Source organism: Gaiella sp. (assembly GCF_035710885.1).
Lineage (GTDB): Bacteria > Actinomycetota > Thermoleophilia > Gaiellales > Gaiellaceae > Gaiella.
In genome coordinates, this window is record NZ_DASTCS010000031.1 from 49925 (window position 1) to 66949 (window position 17025).

Annotated in this window: 17 protein-coding genes and 1 pseudogene; 5 read left to right on the forward strand and 13 right to left on the reverse strand. The window is 72.6% G+C overall.

Features of this window, described 5'->3' with window-relative positions:
• Positions 1-59: 59 nt before the first annotated feature.
• The 11 genes from VFO26_RS06540 to VFO26_RS06590 all read right to left on the reverse strand — a co-directional run bounded on the left by VFO26_RS06540 (position 60) and on the right by VFO26_RS06590 (position 12066).
• Positions 60-2984, reverse strand: coding sequence for a hypothetical protein (locus VFO26_RS06540; protein ID WP_325114114.1), 2925 nt, complete (start codon positions 2982-2984; stop codon positions 60-62).
• Between the two features lie 641 nt (positions 2985-3625).
• The gene (locus VFO26_RS06545) at positions 3626-4246 is read right to left on the reverse strand and encodes a redox-sensing transcriptional repressor Rex (RefSeq protein ID WP_325114115.1); all 621 of its coding nucleotides are present in this window, start codon (positions 4244-4246) and stop codon (positions 3626-3628) included.
• A gap of 75 nt (positions 4247-4321) precedes the next feature.
• A complete protein-coding gene (locus tag VFO26_RS06550) occupies positions 4322-4546 on the reverse strand; it encodes a glutaredoxin family protein (RefSeq protein WP_325114116.1) in 225 nt (74 codons plus the stop codon).
• Positions 4547-4563: 17 nt separating this feature from the next.
• Positions 4564-5835, reverse strand: a complete 1272-nt coding sequence (locus tag VFO26_RS06555; RefSeq protein ID WP_325114117.1) for a Glu/Leu/Phe/Val dehydrogenase — start codon at positions 5833-5835, stop codon at positions 4564-4566.
• A gap of 67 nt (positions 5836-5902) precedes the next feature.
• Positions 5903-8437 (reverse strand): S8 family serine peptidase, encoded by a 2535-nt coding sequence (locus tag VFO26_RS06560; RefSeq protein ID WP_325114118.1) that lies wholly within the window; start codon positions 8435-8437, stop codon positions 5903-5905.
• Entirely contained in the window at positions 8415-9383 is a 969-nt protein-coding gene (tsaD, locus tag VFO26_RS06565; protein WP_325114132.1) for a tRNA (adenosine(37)-N6)-threonylcarbamoyltransferase complex transferase subunit TsaD, read from the reverse strand. Before tsaD ends, VFO26_RS06560 begins: the two co-directional genes overlap by 23 nt.
• Positions 9384-9453: 70 nt before the next feature.
• A complete protein-coding gene (gene rimI, locus VFO26_RS06570) occupies positions 9454-9936 on the reverse strand; it encodes a ribosomal protein S18-alanine N-acetyltransferase (RefSeq protein ID WP_325114119.1) in 483 nt (160 codons plus the stop codon).
• On the reverse strand, positions 9933-10517 hold the full coding sequence (gene tsaB, locus VFO26_RS06575; RefSeq protein ID WP_325114120.1) for a tRNA (adenosine(37)-N6)-threonylcarbamoyltransferase complex dimerization subunit type 1 TsaB: 585 nt from the start codon (positions 10515-10517) through the stop codon (positions 9933-9935). Before tsaB ends, rimI begins: the two co-directional genes overlap by 4 nt.
• Entirely contained in the window at positions 10486-10962 is a 477-nt protein-coding gene (tsaE, locus tag VFO26_RS06580) for a tRNA (adenosine(37)-N6)-threonylcarbamoyltransferase complex ATPase subunit type 1 TsaE (protein ID WP_325114121.1), read from the reverse strand. Before tsaE ends, tsaB begins: the two co-directional genes overlap by 32 nt.
• A gap of 8 nt (positions 10963-10970) precedes the next feature.
• The gene (locus VFO26_RS06585) at positions 10971-11639 is read right to left on the reverse strand and encodes a uracil-DNA glycosylase (protein ID WP_325114122.1); all 669 of its coding nucleotides are present in this window, start codon (positions 11637-11639) and stop codon (positions 10971-10973) included.
• Between the two features lie 208 nt (positions 11640-11847).
• Positions 11848-12066 carry a zinc ribbon domain-containing protein gene (locus VFO26_RS06590; RefSeq protein ID WP_325114123.1) on the reverse strand — a complete coding sequence of 73 codons (219 nt, stop codon included), beginning with the start codon at positions 12064-12066 and terminating at the stop codon, positions 11848-11850.
• A 19-nt stretch (positions 12067-12085) separates the two neighbouring features.
• On the opposite strand from VFO26_RS06590, the gene VFO26_RS06595 reads away from it, so the two are divergent.
• The 5 genes from VFO26_RS06595 (at position 12086) to panB (ending at position 16003) form a co-directional block, all read left to right on the forward strand.
• Positions 12086-12682, forward strand: coding sequence for a GNAT family protein (locus VFO26_RS06595; protein ID WP_325114124.1), 597 nt, complete (start codon positions 12086-12088; stop codon positions 12680-12682).
• Positions 12683-12736: 54 nt separating this feature from the next.
• Complete coding sequence (locus VFO26_RS06600; protein ID WP_325114125.1) at positions 12737-13570, forward strand: class I SAM-dependent methyltransferase; 834 nt, start codon at positions 12737-12739, stop codon at positions 13568-13570.
• Positions 13571-13650: 80 nt separating this feature from the next.
• Positions 13651-14340 carry a DUF2520 domain-containing protein gene (locus VFO26_RS06605; protein WP_325114126.1) on the forward strand — a complete coding sequence of 230 codons (690 nt, stop codon included), beginning with the start codon at positions 13651-13653 and terminating at the stop codon, positions 14338-14340.
• On the forward strand, positions 14337-15110 hold the full coding sequence (gene panC / locus VFO26_RS06610; RefSeq protein WP_325114127.1) for a pantoate--beta-alanine ligase: 774 nt from the start codon (positions 14337-14339) through the stop codon (positions 15108-15110). The genes VFO26_RS06605 and panC overlap by 4 nt, the downstream gene beginning before the upstream one ends.
• The gene (gene panB / locus VFO26_RS06615) at positions 15107-16003 is read left to right on the forward strand and encodes a 3-methyl-2-oxobutanoate hydroxymethyltransferase (protein ID WP_325114128.1); all 897 of its coding nucleotides are present in this window, start codon (positions 15107-15109) and stop codon (positions 16001-16003) included. The genes panC and panB overlap by 4 nt, the downstream gene beginning before the upstream one ends.
• A gap of 20 nt (positions 16004-16023) precedes the next feature.
• On the opposite strand, the gene VFO26_RS06620 is transcribed toward panB, so the two are convergent.
• Together VFO26_RS06620 and VFO26_RS06625 are read right to left on the reverse strand one after the other, a co-directional pair.
• Complete coding sequence (locus VFO26_RS06620) at positions 16024-16719, reverse strand: Yip1 family protein (RefSeq protein ID WP_325114129.1); 696 nt, start codon at positions 16717-16719, stop codon at positions 16024-16026.
• Positions 16716-17025 (reverse strand): annotated as a pseudogene (locus VFO26_RS06625) (hypothetical protein); the annotation flags it as partial. The pseudogene VFO26_RS06625 and the gene VFO26_RS06620, both read right to left, overlap by 4 nt.

Sequence of the window (17025 nt, forward strand, 5' to 3'; positions counted from 1 at the left end):
CCGAATTGACACTTGCCCGCGGGCCCGGGCCCAACGGGTCACATGGCGTGACGAGGAGGTCAGACCGGGACGTCGACCGGTGCGAGAACGTCGATCGGCCGCCTGACGGCCGACCCTTCTCGTGTCCGCAGCATGAGCGGCGGCATGAGCGCGAAGGCGAGGAGGATCGCTGCGATCCCCGACGGCCCCGCGCCCGTCGCTGCAGCTGCGAGCGCAGAGACCCACGTGGGCGGGTCTCCCGCCGGCGGGAGCGGCGGCTCCGTGCCGGCGTCTTCGGCTCCTGCGTTGCTCCCCGGGCGCGTGTCGAGGCGCGCTTGCATGGAGTGCAGGGCCGAAAGCTTGTTCGGTGCGGGCCGCCCGTCTGCGGGTGGCGCCGCGTGGCGATCGAAAGGTGCGACTCGGCCGGGCGCGCCGCGCGTTGCGGCGTGCGGCCCGACGGGAAGCGCCCCGCGACCGCCGCGGAAAATGGTCGGCTCTTCGTCCGTCACGACGGCTGCCGGGACGGCAGTCCCCGCCGGCACAGCGGCAACGGGCGGTCCCCCGGCGACCGTCGGAGGCAGCCCCTCGGCGGGCGTCGACATCGGGGACGGCGTCGGCGACGGCGTGGCCGGGAAACAGAGGGCGCTCAGATCCGCCGCCCCGGCACGCACGGCCACGGCGCCGATCGCCTGGCCGGCGCTCTGCTGTGTGACCGCGCAGTTGACCACCATCGCCGTGCCACCGATCCCGCCGTTCGAGACCGACGTGGCCGCCGCCGCCTGGACGACGATCGCTTGCTGCACGAGCTGCTGGATGTCGATGCCCGTGGTCCCGGCGGCGACCTGGGACGCCGTCTGGGTGACGGCCGCGAGATTCACGGCCTGGGCCTCGCTCGACGCGATCGGGATCACCGACGCGCCTGCCTGCTGCGCCGTGGTCGCCTGCGCGCTCCCCTCCTGCGCGGCGAAGACGAGTTGCTCGACGAGCTGCGAGCCCGTGCCTGCGCCGCGCGTCGCGGCCTGATCGGCGGCCTGCGCGACGAGCGCGATGTCGTCCGCTGAGGCCCTCGCTCGGGCGGTGCCGCCCTTGGTGCGGGAGCGAGCCGTTCCGGTCTGCACGACCGTTGAGGTCGCCTCGGAGATCTGCTCGACGAGCGCCAGCTGGCCGGCCCACTGCTCGTTCTCGCCGCCGTCCACCAGGCCGCCCTGGAATACGCGCTGCGCGATATCCGATTGGATATCGGTGGTCGCTCTGCCGGACGCCTCGAGCGTACCGGCCGCCGTCAGCGTCGCGTGCTTCTGAGATGTCATCGCGTCCGCGGAGCCGCTCTGACCGACCTCCGCCTGCTGTCCGATCCACTGGTCGGCCACAGCGGGGTCGTGTGCGACGAGGACCTGCTCGGCGTCCTGCAGCACGGAGGCGTCGAGAAGAGCGCTCGCGTCACTGATGACACGATTCGACTGTCCGGGGGCGCCCGAACCGTAGAACATCGAGATGACATCTTCCTGGCGGGCGTGTGCGCGTGCCTCCGCGTGCTGCCCGAGCTCGATGAGCTGTCCGACGAACTGCGTGCCGGGCCCCGAGCCCTCCTGAGCCGCTATTTGCGTCGCGTCGGCCGTCACGGAAGCCTCTGCCGTGGCGCGTGCGGCGTTCAGCTGCCCCGGGGGCGGCACCGAATCGGAGATGACATCTGCGGAGGGGCCTCCGGTGCCTGTCTCGACGGGCGGCTGGCCCGTCCACGCCCAGTTCCAGTTCCAGATCCAGATGCAGGAGCTGCACGACAGCGTCTCCTGCCAGTTCCAGAGCCACGACCAGCCCTGCACGCCCTCGCGTGACCACTGCCAGCTCCACTCCCACGTCCCGGCCCGGCCGGCCTCATCGGCGCGAGCGGCCCGCGACGTCACGTTGCCCCGCCCGTTCGAGGCTCCGGCGCCCGTGTTCCAGCTCCAGTCCCAGGAGCTCACGGCGGTCGCCGTCAGGTCGAGCCCGGTCGCCTCGTCGCCCTGCCACGTCCACGTCCACTCCCAGATCACGAGGCCCGCCGGCCCGGGCCGCTCGAGATCCGAGCCGGCGACGGTGACGGTGAGCACGGTGTCGACGGAGTCGGTGGTCACGGCGACCGCGGTGCTGCCGTCGGCGTTCGCCTGGCTCTGTTGAGAGACATCGGCCGCGGAGCCGGGGCTCTCGATTCGAATCGAGACGGAGGTGTTGCGCACGCCGTCCTGCTCGGCGGTTGCGTCCCCGACCCCGGAACCGCCCGCGTCGGCGACGGCCGAAGCGTCGTTGAGCTGCGTCACGGGGCCGTCGTCCCCGGGCGAGAAGACGCGTACGGACACGGCCGTGTTGCCCACATCCTCCTGCGAGGCGCTCGCCACGGCGGAGCTCCCGCTGTCGCCTCCGACCGCCGCATCCGCCGTGCCCGAGGCCGCGTTGGTCTGGGTCACACCGGCGTCGTAGCCGGGGCTCCCGACCCTGACGGTCACGGCCGTGTTCGAGACGTCCTCCTGCGCTGCGCCCGCTTCGGCGCTCGCCTGCTGCTGAACCTCGCTCGAGGGCGTGTCGACCGTCGCCGACGCGGATGCCTGTGCTCCGGCGTCGGCCTCGTTCTGCTGGACGACCGGGGACCCGTCCCCCGGCTCGTCGACGCGCACCGTGACCTGTGTGTTGCCGACCTGCTCCTGCGCGGCGGACGCGGATGCATCGGCCGCCTGGCCCACTCCGGTTCCCTGGTCGGTCTCCGCATGGGGGCCGCCGGCCGCGTTCTGCGCCGCGGGCGTGTTCTCGCTGTTTCCCGGCCCGCCGGCGGCGTTCTGGGCCGCGGGCGTGCTGTCGCTGTTTCCCGGCCCGCCCGCTGCGTTCTGGGCCGCGGGCGTGCTCTCGCTGCCACCCGGGCCACCTGCGGCGTGCTCGGTCGCCGGCGTGTTCTCGCTGTTTCCCGGCCCGCCGGCGGCGTTCTGGGCCGCGGGCGTGCTCTCGCTCGCTCCGCCCGCTGCGTTCTCGGCCACCGGCGTGCTCTCGCTGCCACCCGGGCCACCTGCGGCGTTCTCGGCCGCAGGCGTGCTCTCGCTCCCTCCTGGCCCACCCGCTGCGTTCTCCGCGGCAGGGGCGCTCTCGCCGCCTCCCGCGCCACTCGCCGGGGTGCCGGCGGCGGGCGTCGCTTCATGCGCCTCCACGCCGGGGTCGGCCCGGACTCCCGTGGCGGCGGTGAGTGCGACGAGGACGGCAACCAGGCCGACAAGGCCGTGGATCCATCCCCTGCGACGGCATGCAGAGGCCGATGCCCCCAATTGGCTCCTTTGCTCCGTGCGGCGGAGCCCCCTCCTCGCCGCGTCTTCCCTCGGCCCCCAAAGATCCCCGCAAAGCTCCCCGGAACCGGACTTCGTTGTACGCCGACCGGCGCACGCTCTCCATCCCCCGAATGGGGGACTTCCGCACCGATTTGAGCGCTTTTCGAGATGTCATTCCCGCGTTTTCCAGCGCTTTCGGCTGTGCAACGAGGATCCCGGGCATTCGGTGCGGCAACGGTGCCGTCGACGAAAATGGAGACGGTAAATCAGGCCCCTCGAGATGTCATCCTGGCGCGTTGCCGCATGGGTAAAGCCCGCGAGGCCCACGCGCCTCGAATGCGCGCCCCGTGCGTGGATCTCTACGTCAGATGGAAGTAGAGGGCGTAGAGGAGCTCGACTGCGGGATTCGACGTATGGATCTGCACGTCGGGGGGTGAGTCGATCAACGCCTGGGTGTAGTTGAAGATGATCTTGACGCCGGCCGCGACGAGGCGATCGGCCGCGTCCTGAGCCGACTCGGTCGGCACGGCGAGGACGCCGACGACGATGCTGCGCTCGCGCACGATCTCGTCGAGGTCGTCGAGAGCGCTCACCGGGACTCCGCCCAGGTTCGTGCCCACCTTGGACCGGTCGCGGTCGAAGACGGCGGAGATCGTGATGCCGTGCTCGGCGAAGATCGGCGAGGATGCGATCGCAGCGCCCAGCCTGCCCGCGCCGACGAGAGCGATGTTGTGCTGGCCCTGCGTGCGGAGGATCTTCCGGATCTCGGAGAGCAGGGAGTCGACGGAGTACCCCACCCCGCGCTTGCCGAACTTCCCGAACCCGGACAGGTCGCGGCGGATCTGTGTCGCGTTGATGTTCGTGTACTCGGCGATCTCCTGAGAGGAGATCCGGTCCTTACCCATCTTCCGCGCCTGCGTCAGCACCTGGAGGTACCGACTCAGACGCGCAGCGACACCGACCGTCAAGCGTTCCGCCACCTGCGCCTCCCGGGGGGTTTGTGACAACGGCGCACATTCTGCCCGCACCCGCTCGAGGGCGGCGCGTGAACCGTTCTACGCGATGGCCGCTCTCAGCGCCTCCGGCGTCACGAAATACGTGAAACGCTCGATTCCATCGACCTCGACGACGGGAATCCGCCCGCGATACTGCTTTTCGAGCGCGGTATCGCCCGTGATATCCACGACCGCGTGCGCGTCGCCGCAGACCGAGACCACGACGTCGAGCGCCGCTTCGCAAAGGTGGCAGCCCTGAGCAACGAAGAGGACGACCCGCGGCACGAAATCGCGTCGATCGACTACGGGTAGAGCCCGCGTGTGGTCGTCGCCTCGGCGACGCGTTGCACCGCGAGCCCGTAGGCAGCCGTCCGCATGCTCGTTCCGAAGCGCTCGCGGGCCGACCAGGTCTCCTCGAACGCGCGCACGACGATGTCGTTGAGCTTCGCGTTCACCTCGTACTCCTTCCAGAAGTACTCCTGGAGCCCCTGGACCCACTCGAAATACGACACGACGACGCCGCCGGCGTTGGCAAGCACGTCGGGAAGCACGAGAATGCCCCGGTCCTCGAGGATCTCGTCGGCGGCCGGAGTCGTCGGCCCGTTCGCGGCCTCGCAGATCATGTGGGCGCGCACGCGCGAGGCGTTGTCGACACGGATCACCTGCTCCAGCGCCGCCGGAACGAGAACGTCGCACTCGAGCTCGATCAGGTCGTCGTTCGTCGCGTCCTCCGTGCCGGGAAGGCCTTCGAGCACCGCGTGCTCGGCCTTGTGCGCGATCGCGGCGGGCACGTCGATGCCGTACTGGTTGACGACCGCCCCCTTCGTGTCGGAGAGGGCAATCACGCGCGCGCCTTCCTCGGAGAGGAGCCGCGCGAGATTGCGACCGACGTTTCCGAACCCCTGGATCACGACGCGCGTGTCCGGGAAACGGCGACCCTCCTTCTGGAGCGCGGTGCGGATGCAGTAGAGAACGCCTCTGGCCGTCGCGCCGTCGCGGCCGACGGAGCCTCCGATCGAGAGCGGCTTGCCGGTGACGACGCCCAGCACGGAGTGGCCGACGTTCATGGAGTACGTGTCGAAGATCCACGCCATCACCTGGCTGTCCGTGCCGACATCCGGTGCCGGGATGTCCTTCTCGGGCCCGATCTCGTTGATGATCTCCGTCGTGTAGCGCCGGGTCAGGCGCTCCAGCTCGCCGCTCGAGAGGATCTTCGGGTCGCACACGACGCCGCCCTTGGCGCCGCCGAAGGGCAGCCCCATCAGCGCGCACTTCCAGGTCATCCACATGGCGAGCGCCTTGACCTCGTCCCGTGTCAGGCCCGGGTGGTAGCGGATGCCGCCCTTGGCGGGCCCGCGCGTGACGTTGTGCACGACGCGGAAGCCCTCGAAGACGCGCGTGGTGCCGTCGTCCATGGCGACCGGCACGGACACCTCGACCGTCTTCTTGCAGTCCGCGAGGATCGTGGTCAGGTTCGGGTCGACGCCGAACGTCTCTCCCACACGCTGCAGCTGGGTGCGTGCGAGGGAGAACGGGTTCTCGCGTAGGTGAGTGGCCGCCTCGGTGGCGCTCATCGGCTGATTCGCGCGCCTCGCACGACCTTCAGGACTCTAGATGATCGACCGGCAGCTCGCGCGAACGCTAGGTCAAGCGGAACGGGACCCTCACCATGGTCGCCCTTCCACCGCCGACCGGGACGCCGAGCACGCGGAGCTCGTACGCCCCGGGCCGGAGGCGCGCGCCCCGCGGACCGCGGCCAGTGATCCCGAGTGCGTAGCGCCCGGGCAGCACGTCCCGCAGGCGCACGAGCGTGCCGAGGCGGCGCTGTCCCCGGTAGAGCACGATCTCGAGCCTCACGAGCGGGAGGAGCTGCGGCCGCTCGGCCGAGCCGTCGACCCGGCCGGCGACCAGCCTGAGCACGGCGGGCGTGCGATCGCTGGGAGCGAACCTCCGCTTCGAGAGGACGAGACGAGTGATTACCGGCGGACGGGTCACGGGCACCGCGGCGGCCCACGGGATGCGGAGCCTCGTGCCGGGCCCGACGACCGCCCTCAGGGCTCCCTCGAGCGCTCCGGGCGCAGCCGGGCGCACGCGCGCGGTCACCGACACCTCGACGTCCCGCTTCCCACCCGGCCGGAGCACGACCCGGGAGGGCTTTGTCCGAACGGCGACACCCGCCGCCCGCGCCCCCGGCCGCAGGTTGACGACGAGAACCCGACGGGAGACATTGCGGAGCGTGACGCGCCCGGTCGTCTGGCGGCGCGCGTCGACCAGGGCGCCGAGCGCGGCGACGGGCGGATCCGCGATCAGCTCGACGGACGACGCCGCGGCGGCGTCGATCAGGCCCGGATCCGTTCCCCCGACTCCGCGCCGCGCCGTGGCGACGAGCGCCCCCCGCAACCCGGCGGCGTCCAGATCCGGCCGTGCCTCGGCGAGCAGCGCCGCCGAGCCGGCGACGACCGCGGCCGCGGCGCTCGAGCCGCTCAGCGTTCCGTACCGGGCTGCACCGCCCTCGTTGCGGCCGGGGACAGCCGTGACGAGTCCGACTCCGGGTGCGGCGACCTCGCTCCCCAGGCCCCCGTCGAGAGCGAGGCCGGTGCTCGAGAACGAGGCGACCGCCCCCAGCTCCGGATTGGCGCCGAAGGCTGCCGCTCCGACGGCGAGCTCGACGGGGACGCCGTCGACCAGGGCGGAACGCACCTCCGAGGCCGCCGCCGCCGAGACCCCGACGATCGGCACCTCGACGGGCTCGTCGACGCCGAGCGACCCCGCGGGAATGGGGCCGTCCACGAGCACCGCGCGCGCCCCGGCCGCCGCGAGCTCGCGCACCGCTTCGGGAGTGGTCGGGCCGGACGGGAGCAGCACCGCGGCGCCGGCCACCCGGCTGTAGCCCCGACCGTCGAAGAGGCGGTCGAGAGCATTCCCACCCGTCACCTCGACGATCTGGCGACGCGCGAGGGCGACGACCGGGGCGGCAACGAGGTCGTCAGGGCCGACCGCGCCGCCGAGCGCGGTCTGGCCGGAGGCGAGCACCCGTAGCCCGGCCCGCAACAGGATATGGACGGTCGGGCTCCGACCACGCGAATCGGAGGCGGCGACGCCGAGCACGCCCGACGTCCCGGCGGGCGCCGAGACGCTTCCGTAGCCGGGCCCCGCCGGCCCGTCGTTCCCGGCCGGAGCGACGACCAGGGTCCCCAGGGCAAGCGCTCCACGGCCCGCTCGGGCGAGCGGCCCGTCGGGGAACGACGCGAACGGCTCCACGACGCCGACGAGGGCGATTCTGGCCGCGTCATGCGCGTCGCCGTCGTCGTTGGGGTCGACGGCGGCCTCCAGTCCCGCAAGCACCTGGTCGGTGCGTCCGTACGTCGACACGCTGCCGTCGGCCGACGGCTGCCACCCCGCGACCCTGATCGGCAGGAGCGAGGCCCCCGGGGCGACGCCACGCAGGCCCGCCGGGCCACGGATGCCGACGACCAGCCCGGCCAGTCCCGTGGCGTGCCTCTCGGGACGGCCCGGCTCGGTCGGGTTCGGCTCTGCGGCCGGATCGCCGTCCGCGTCGAGGACGTCGATCCCGGGCAGCAGCCGGCCCTGGAGGAACGGATGGCGTGTGTCCACTCCCGTGTCGAGCAGGGCGACGGTCACCCCCGACCCGTCGGTGCCCGGGATCCCGACCTCGACACGGCGACCGCTCTGCGGGCCGAACGCCTCGGTGTCGAGCGCGGCGGACGGCACCGCCGCGGGGTAGGCCGCGCGCACCGGGTAGACGCCGACCACGGCGGGATCGCGCTCGAGGGCGGGCAGGAGCATCGGATCGACGGCCGCCGCGAAGCCGTTCAGGACACGGACGTACGACTGCTCCGGGTCGACAGGCGCTCCCCGCGACCAGAGACCCGCGATCGCCCGGCGCTGCGCGGCCCGGGCGGTCGCAGTCCACGAGCGCATCTGGAGCTCCGTCGCCGAGCCGCCCGCGCGGCGAACCCGGTCGGCGAGCGAGGGTGCGCGAAGCACGACGACCCACCTGCCCCCCAGCTGCGGCAGCGGGCGGCTGCCGAGCAGGCCCTGCCACCCCTCGGCCGCGACGGGCGCGTCGGCGGTCCCTGCCGCGCCCCCGGCGGTGAGCACGCCGATCGCGGCGAGCGCGGCCGCAGCGAAGCTAGAGGCTCGACGCGTACGCATCGAGCGCAAGGTAGCCGGGCGGCGGGAGGGCGGACGCGAAGCGCGCCGCAGAGGCCACCATCGCGGCGTTGTCGGTGCACAGCGCCGGCGGCGCGAAGCGCGCCTCGGGGAGCGCCTCCCGGAGCTCCGAGTTCGCCGCGACCCCGCCCACCACGGCGAGCGCATCGTGCCCTGTCTGCTCGGCGGCGGCGCGGAGCCGCCCGACAAGGGCGTGCACGATGGCGCGCTGATAGGACGCCGCAAGGTCCGCACGGCGATCCTCGAGCTCGGTCTCGGAGAGGTCGCGCACGGTGTACAGGAGCGCCGTCTTGAGACCGGAGAAGGAGAGGTCGAGGCCGGGGACGCGTGCGACCGGGAAGCGGTGGGCCTCGGCGTCCCCCGCCCGCGCGAGCCTGTCGATCGCAGCACCGCCCGGGTACCCGAGCCCGAGCAGCCGCGCTCCCTTGTCGAACGCCTCACCTGCCGCGTCGTCGAGGGTCGAGCCGAGCACGTCGAAGCCGGTCCGGTCGCGAACCGACAGCACGAGCGTGTGCCCTCCGCTGGCGAGCAGGCAGGTGAACGGCGGCTCGAGCGGGTCCGGCTCGAGGTAGAGCGTCGCGACGTGGGCGCGAAGGTGGTCGACGGGGACGAGCGGCAGGCCGCGCGCCCATGCGACCGCCTTCGCCGCCGAGAGCCCGACGAGGAGCGCGCCGACGAGGCCCGGGCCCTGTGTGACGCCCACCTTGCCGACATCCGCGAGCGAGACGTCCGCGTCCTCCAGCGCGGCGCGGATCACCGGGGCCACGAGCTCGAGGTGCCTCCGCGAGGCGACCTCCGGGACGACGCCGCCGTAACGTGCGTGCAGATCCGCCTGCGAGGCCACGACGGAGGAGAGCAGCCGGCCGTCGCCGGTGACCACGGCGGCCGCCGTCTCGTCGCACGACGTCTCGATGCCCAGGATCGTCAGGCCTTCTCCCTACGCGAGAGGGCTGGTTGGGACGCTTCCGCCGGGTCCGCATGCTTCGGCGCCGACGAGCTCACGAGCCTTCTTCCCCGTCAGACGAGGAAGGCTCTGCCTCGCGCCACATGATCATCGCGTCTTCGCGGTTGTCGGTGTAGTAGCCGCGGCGCACGCCCCTGGACGCGAACCCGAACCGCTCGTAGAGCCTGATCGCGGCGATGTTGGAGACACGAACCTCGAGCGTGTAGCCGCGAAGCGTGTCGTCCTTCGTCACTTCGAACAGACGCCGCAGCAGCGCCGAGGCGACACCCTGACGGCGCCTCTCCGGCGCCACCGCGACGTTCATCACGTGCCAGGCGTCGACGTAACGCGAGAGGACGAGGTACCCGACCAGCGCACCCGTCTCGTCGACAGCGCCGAAGGAGAGCGAGCTGGGCTTGGCGAGCTCCGAGGCGAACATCGAGCGCGACCAGGGTGTCCGGTACGAGGCCCGCTCGATCCGCTCGATCGCGTCGAGGTCTCCCAGCTCCAACCGCCGCAGCTCGAGCTCGAGCATCATGCGCGCCAGCGCTCCGCGTCGGGGGCACGAACGTAGATCGGCTCGATCGAGTCGACCGGCCCGAAGCCGGTCGCCAGACGTGCGTGCACCGCCGCCCGGGGAGTGTGGCGCACGTCGTCGTCGGGCGGGATCACGCCCCCGCGCGCTTCGAGGACGTCCCGGTGGCGCACGGCGCCGTCGCCGACGCAGAGCCGGCCGCGGGCGTCCACCTCGTCGGGAGGCACGGCGGCTCCGCCCGGGACGAACACCTCGCCCCGCCGGGCGTCGATCACCGGCAACGCGCCGTCGGCGGCGGCCGCGAGCGCATCCAGCGTCGAGACCCCGGCTCCGTCGATCCCCAGCGCGAGCGCGAGCCCCCGCGCGACGGACAGCCCGATCCGTGTGCTCGTGAAGCTGCCCGGCCCCGTGCCGACGACGAGCGCATCGAGGTCGGTCGGCCGTGAGGATGCCTGCCGGAACAGCGCGTCGACGTCCTCGAGCAGCGTCTTCGCCACCGACGCGCGCTCGCCCAGCACCTCGCCGTCGTCGAGGAGGGCGCTCGTGGCGACGTCAGTCGCCGTGTCGAAGGCCAGGATCAGCACTCGCAAGCCCTTGTAGCAGCGTGTCGTCGTCCGCGTCGACGGCAACCAGCCGTACATCGCGTGCGACGTGCTCGAGGCGCACCCGGGCCCGCGGCGGCGGCAGCGCATCGACGCCCGCCTCGGGCCACTCCACGAAGACGACCGCATCCTCGAAGTACGGCTCGAGGTCGCCCCACTCCGCCGCCGACAGGCCCCGGAAGCGGTACAGATCGAGATGGGAGACGTCCACGGCCCCTGCGTAGCGGTGACCGATGGTGAAGGTCGGGCTCGTCACGCGCGCCGTCACGCCGAGCGCGCGACACGCGCCGCGGACGAACGTCGTCTTCCCGGCGCCGAGCTCTCCCGAGACGAGCACGACGTCCCCGACCGCAAGGCGGCCGGCCAGCTGCCCGGCGAGGTCTTCCGTCTCCGCCGGGGAGCTGGTCTCGACCTCAACGCTCGGCATCCGCGCGGTCAGAAGAGGCCGAGCTGAACCGGCCGCAGGACCGCCGGCTCCGCCTGCGAGACGGTCGGGGCGACGAGCGCCTGCTCCGACGGCGTGGCGTCGGAGGCGAGCAGCGCGGGCAGCCTGGCGATGTCCCGCTCCAGCACCGCGAGCATCGACGGTGTGTACAGCGCGGCCGCCGGATGGTAGAGCGGGTAGAGCTTCACGACCCGTCCGCCGAGCGCCACCTCCTGCTCCTGGCCGTGGACACGAGTGATGCCCAGCGCCCGTCCGGAGAGGAGCGCCGTCGCGAAGCTGCCGAGGCTGGCCACCACACGCGGCCGGACGAGCTCGAGCTGCCGGTACAGGTAGGGCTCACACGAGACCGTCTCCTCGGGCAGCGGGTCCCGGTTGCCCGGGGGCCTGCACTTGAGCACGGTCGCAAGGTAGGTCTCCTCCAGCGAGAGGCCGACCTGACCCAGCAGTCGCCGTAGCAGCTCGCGCCCACGGCCCGCGAACGGCATGCCCTCGCGGTCCTCGTGGAAGCCCGGGGACTCGCCGACGAGCGCGAGGTCCGCGTCGGGGTCGCCCTCACCGAACACGACCCGGGTCCGCCCCTCCGAGAGCGGGCACCGCACGCAGCCGGCGGCCTCCACGGCCACCGCGTCCAGGGCCGCTGCGCGCTCGGACGCGTTCAAGACGGGAACTCTACGGCCACGCCCGGTCGGCCGGGGGCGCTGTCCATTCGACGCTCACGCCCTGTGAGCGGCATCCGGCGTGGCGCTGCGCGTGCGCGGCCGGAGGGGATGGCGCGTGAGCACACCCGGAGAGGCGTGCGTGCGGTGGCGCGAGACGACACCGGAGCCCGGCTCAGCCGGCCCGGAGGTGGCGCCGCCCGGCCGTGGCTCAGTGCCCGCAGCCGCAGCCGCCGCCGCAGCAACCGCCGCCGCCCGAGCCCGACGCAAAGCTCGGCTTCACGGCGGCACCGTGCACGGCGAACGCCGAGAGCTGCTTCAGCACCTTCGCGGCCCCGCAGGTCGGGCACGTAACCACCTGCTGCTCGGAGCGGACGAGCTCCTCGAAATGCTCCTCGCACTCCATGCAGGCGTACTCGTAGATGGGCACGCCCGTAGTCTAGTCCGAGGTGACCGTGCAGGCGTGGGAGGCACCGACGCTGGCGGGGCGGCTCGTTCGGCTGGAGCCCCTCGGGCGGCATCATGCCGACGGGCTCTGGGAGGCGTCCCGTGACCCGCGGACGTGGCAGTGGCTCTCCATCGCCCGCCCCGGAAGCCTCGTGGAGCTCGACCGGCTGATCGACGACGCGCTCGTTGCCGCGCGTGCCGGCACGGAGATCCCGCTCGCGACACTGAGCACCGAGCGCGTGGTCGGCTCGACGCGGTTCCTCGCTCTGCGACCGGAGCACTCGTCGGTCGAGATCGGCTGGACCTGGCTGCACCCGTCGACGTGGGGGACGGGCGTGAACGTCGAGGCCAAGCTCCTGATGCTGCGCCACGCGTTCGACGTCTGGGGCTGCCGGCGGGTCGAGCTCAAGACGGATGCGCTGAACGAGCGCTCGCGCGGGGCGATCGAGGCCATGGGAGCGCGCTTCGAGGGGATCCACCGCAAGCACATGCTCGTCCGGGCCGGCGAGAACCGTGACAGCGCCTGGTACTCGATCCTCGACGACGAGTGGCCGGCCGTGGAGCGCCGGTTGCTCGATCGGCTCTCCCGAGCAGGCTGATCCGAGGTCGCTGCGCCGGTTGACCCGCTCGGGGCGCGACCGGATACTCGCCGGGTGACGACGCCGTCGACAGCCAACCCGGTCTCCGCCACGGCGTACTGGACGTTGGCGAGCCGCGCCGAGGACGCGAGCCGCGAGCGGCCGATCGCAGACGACCGGTTCGCGCAGCGCTTCGTGAACGACGACGCGCGCGCGGTGGCGAAGCGCCTCGCGAGCCTGAAGAAGCCCTACTCGTCGTTTCCGGTGCGCCACCGCATCATCGACGACCTCCTCGCCGCCGAGCTGTCCGTAGACCCGGAGCTCCGCGTGGTCCTGATCGGATCCGGCTTCGACTCGCGCCCGTTCCGGCTGGCGGGCGGCCGCTGGCTCGAGGTCGACGAGCCCGACCTGCTTGCCTACAAGGAGTCGCGGCTCCCCTCGTCCGGGTCCCCGCAGGAGCTGGAGCGCGTCCCCATCCGCTTCGGCGAGGAGTCGCTCGAGTCGGTGCTTGCGCCTTATGCGACTCTCGCGAGGGTCGCGGTCGTGCTCGAGGGAGTGCTCGGGTACCTGAGCGACGACGAGCGCCGTCGGCTGCTCTCGACGCTGATCCGCGTGTTCCCGAACCACGTCGTCTTCTGCGACCTCGTGACGAGGACGTTCCTCAAGCGCCACGCCCGCAACGTGGTCAGGCTCCTCCGCGAGCTCGGGGCCGAGTTCTCGGCGTCGGACGACACGCCCGACGCGCTGTTCCACGAGCTCGGCTACGAGACCAGAGAGCAGATCTCCGTCGTCCTCCGCGGGGCCGCGCTCCGCGCGCCGGGAGCGCCTCCCCGCTGGGTGGTGCGCCGCCTCCGCAGCCTGCGCAGCGGGTACTGCGTGTGGGCCTTCGAGCACCCGGGCACGGGCTGAAGCGCCCGCCGGGACTATCGCGTCGCTCCCGGGCGTTATAGTCGGACGAGCCCGGTATCCGCGAGGAACTGGAGCCTTGGATGATCGAGAGCGTCAACGTCATCGGTGCGCGTGGCCGCGTGGGCAGCGCCATGAGTGCCCGTCTCGCCGAGCGAGACGTCGAGCTGCGCCGCGAGGGCGCGGCGCTCGTGCTCCTGTGCGTGCCCGACCGCGCGATTGCGCAGGTCGCCGCCGAGCTCGAGCCAGGGCCGTGGGTGGCCCATGTCAGCGGCGGGACGCCGCTCGCGGCGCTCGACCCGCACGTCGCGCGGTTCTCGCTGCACCCCCTGCAGACGTTCACGCTCGGCCGGGGCCCGGAGCAGCTCGACGGTGCATGGGCAGCGGTCACGGGCGAGACAGAAGCAGCCGTCGAGACGGCAACATCCCTGGCAGAGACCCTCGGCCTGCGCCCTTTCCCCCTCGCCGACGAGAGTCGTGCGCTCTACCACGCCGGCGCTGCGATCGCCTCCAACTACGTCGTCACGCTCCGGCGGGCCGCGGGCGAGCTGCTGGCCGCCGCGGGCGCACCCGCCGGGGCGCTCGACCCTCTCATGCGACGCGTGATCGAGAACGAGTTCCAGCTCACCGGGCCGATCGAGCGGGGCGACTGGGAGACGGTCGAGCGGCATCGCTCGGCCATCGCCGCCGTTGCACCCGACCTGCTGGAGGCCTACGACGCGCTCGCGACTCTCACCGCCCGGGACGCGATCGCGCAGGGGAGCCGCACGTGATCGTCGCCCGCGCCATTGCGGACGTGCGCGCGGCCCTTGCCGACCGTCGCCGAGGCCGCATCGGCCTCGTGCCCACGATGGGCGCGCTCCACGACGGGCATCTCGCCCTTCTCGCGGCGGCTCGCGCCTCGTGCGAGACGGTCGTGATGAGCCTCTTCGTCAACCCGGCCCAGTTCGGCGAGCCGGGCGACCTGAACGGATACCCGCGCGACGAGGCGCGCGACCTGGCGCACGCCGAGGCGTCGGGTGTCGACGTCGTCTTCGCTCCGTCCGCCGCCGAGATGTACCCACCCGGGTACCAGACCTGGGTCGAGGTGACGGAGCTCGGGAGCATGCTCGAGGGTCGGCACCGCCCCGGCCACTTCCGGGGCGTCGCGACAATCTGCCTCAAGCTCTTCACGATCGTGCGGCCCGACCTCGCCTTCTACGGCCAGAAGGACGCCCAGCAGATCGAGGTGCTGCGCCGCATGGTCGCCGACCTCCACCTCGAGCTCGAGCTCGTCGTCGTGCCGACCGTGCGCGACCCGGACGGACTGGCGCTCTCGTCGCGCAACACTCGCCTCACGCCCGAGGAGCGCGACCGTGCCCTGGCGCTCCCCCGGGCGCTGGCGGCGCGTGACGCCGAGACCGCGCGCGCGATCCTCGAGGCGGCCGGCCTCGAAATCGACTACGTCGAGGTCGCGCCGTTCGACCCACCGACGCTCGCCGCCGCCGTCCGCGTCGGCTCGACCCGCCTGATCGACAACGTCCCCCTGGAGGAGGAGCTGTGAGCACTCGACCCCGCACCCCCGCACCCGGCACCCCTGCGCCCGGCAAGCTGCCGATCACCGAGCTGGCCGGGCTGAAGGCGAGCGGCCAGTCGATCGTGATGGTGACGGCCTACGACGCTCCCTCGGGCCGCCTCGCCGACGAGGCGGGCGTCGACCTGATCCTGGTCGGTGACTCCGCGGCGATGACCGTCCTCGGCCACGACTCGACGGTCCCCGCGTCGATGGACGAGATGATCGTCCTCACGCGCGCGGTGACCCGCGGTGCACGGCGCCCGCTCGTGATCGGCGACATGCCGTTCGGGTCATTCCAGGTCTCCGACGAGGAGGCGGTCGCGAACGCGATCCGGTTCGTCAAGGAGGCGGGGGCCGACGCGGTGAAGCTCGAGGGCGCCGGGCCCACCCTCTCACGTGTCCATTCGATCGTGGGTGCCGGGATCCCCGTGATGGGCCACATCGGCCTCACCCCGCAGTCGGCCACTGCGCTCGGCGGCTTCAGGGCGCAGGGACGGACGGCCGATCACGCCCGTCGCCTGGTCGACGACGCGCGCGCACTGGAGGCAGCGGGCTGCTTCTCGCTCGTGCTCGAGGCCGTGCCTGCTCCCGTGGCCGAGGAGATCACCAGGCGTCTGACCGTTCCGACGATCGGCATCGGCGCCGGCGGCGCCACCGACGGCCAGGTGCTGGTCTGGCACGACCTGCTCGGGCTCTACCAGGGCCAGTCGCCGCGGTTCGTCAAGCGCTACGCGGATCTCGCGACCGCCATCCGCGACGCCGTGTCCGCGTATGCCGAGGACGTGCGCGGACACCGCTTCCCCGAGGAGGTGCACACGTACGCGATGGCCGAGGAGGAGCTCGACGCATTCCGGGCCGCGGTCGGCCTCCGAACGGGATAACCCGGGGATACCGCCGGGCACTACAGCGCCGAGGGGAGGACGGCGAACGCCGCGACGATCACGGTCGCCAGCACGAGCGCGGTCAGCACCCCTCTCCACGGCAGCCGAAAGGTCCAGCGGAGCCCGAGTCCCACCAGCCCGAGCGACCAGGTCGCGAACGCAAGCCCGATGCAGACGAGGACCGTCCGCCCGGTTCCCTCGTCGTCGCCCCCGGTGCGGAACCAGTCGGCGCCGAAGCCGATCGCGATCGCGGGCACGAGGACGAGCAGCGAGAGCGCCATCGGCACCGCCGCGAAGGCAACGATCTGCCGGGCGATCTTGAACGGCGCCTCCACGCCGACGGCCTTGGCGCCGAGCCAGAGCGCGAGGCCCAGCAGGAAGTAGCCTGCCGCGCCGTAGAAGAGACCGGCGACGAACGTCACGACGACGAGCACGAGACCGTCGACCGAGGGGTCGTCCATCACGCCACCCCACGCCGGTGTCAGCAGCACAGCGGCCATGCCGGCGAGGATCGTGATCGCGAGCACCGGCTCCGAGCGCGCGTCGACGTCGACGTCGTCCGTCTCGGCCAGCGCGGAGAAGACCGGCTCGGGGGCGGTAAGCACGTGCGGGACGCGACGCCACCACACGCCGGTCGCCGCCTCGCCGGCGCGGGCAAGCTGGCCACCGCGCCGGTCGGCCTGCTGGACCGGCTTCACTGGTCGAAGGTCGCTCACGCTCCGAGGGTACGTGGTGAGCCACGCCCGGCGTACTCCGGCTGCGTCCGATCCTGCTGCAGGGGCATCGCGGCCTCGCCCACCAGCCGCTCGGCCATGCGCCTCGCCTCGACGCGGAGCTCCGGCACTGCGGTGTTCTCCCAGAGGCGGCCCTTCCGCAACGGCCCCACGAGCGAGAGGCGGCTGCTCGCCCGGCCGTCGGCTGCGATCAGCCGGCTGTCCTCGTCGGAGTCGAGCCCGAGCCCGAGCTCGTCCGGGCGGATCAGCCCGTCGCGCCGGAGCGCGGCCACGAGCGGGTCGCGCACG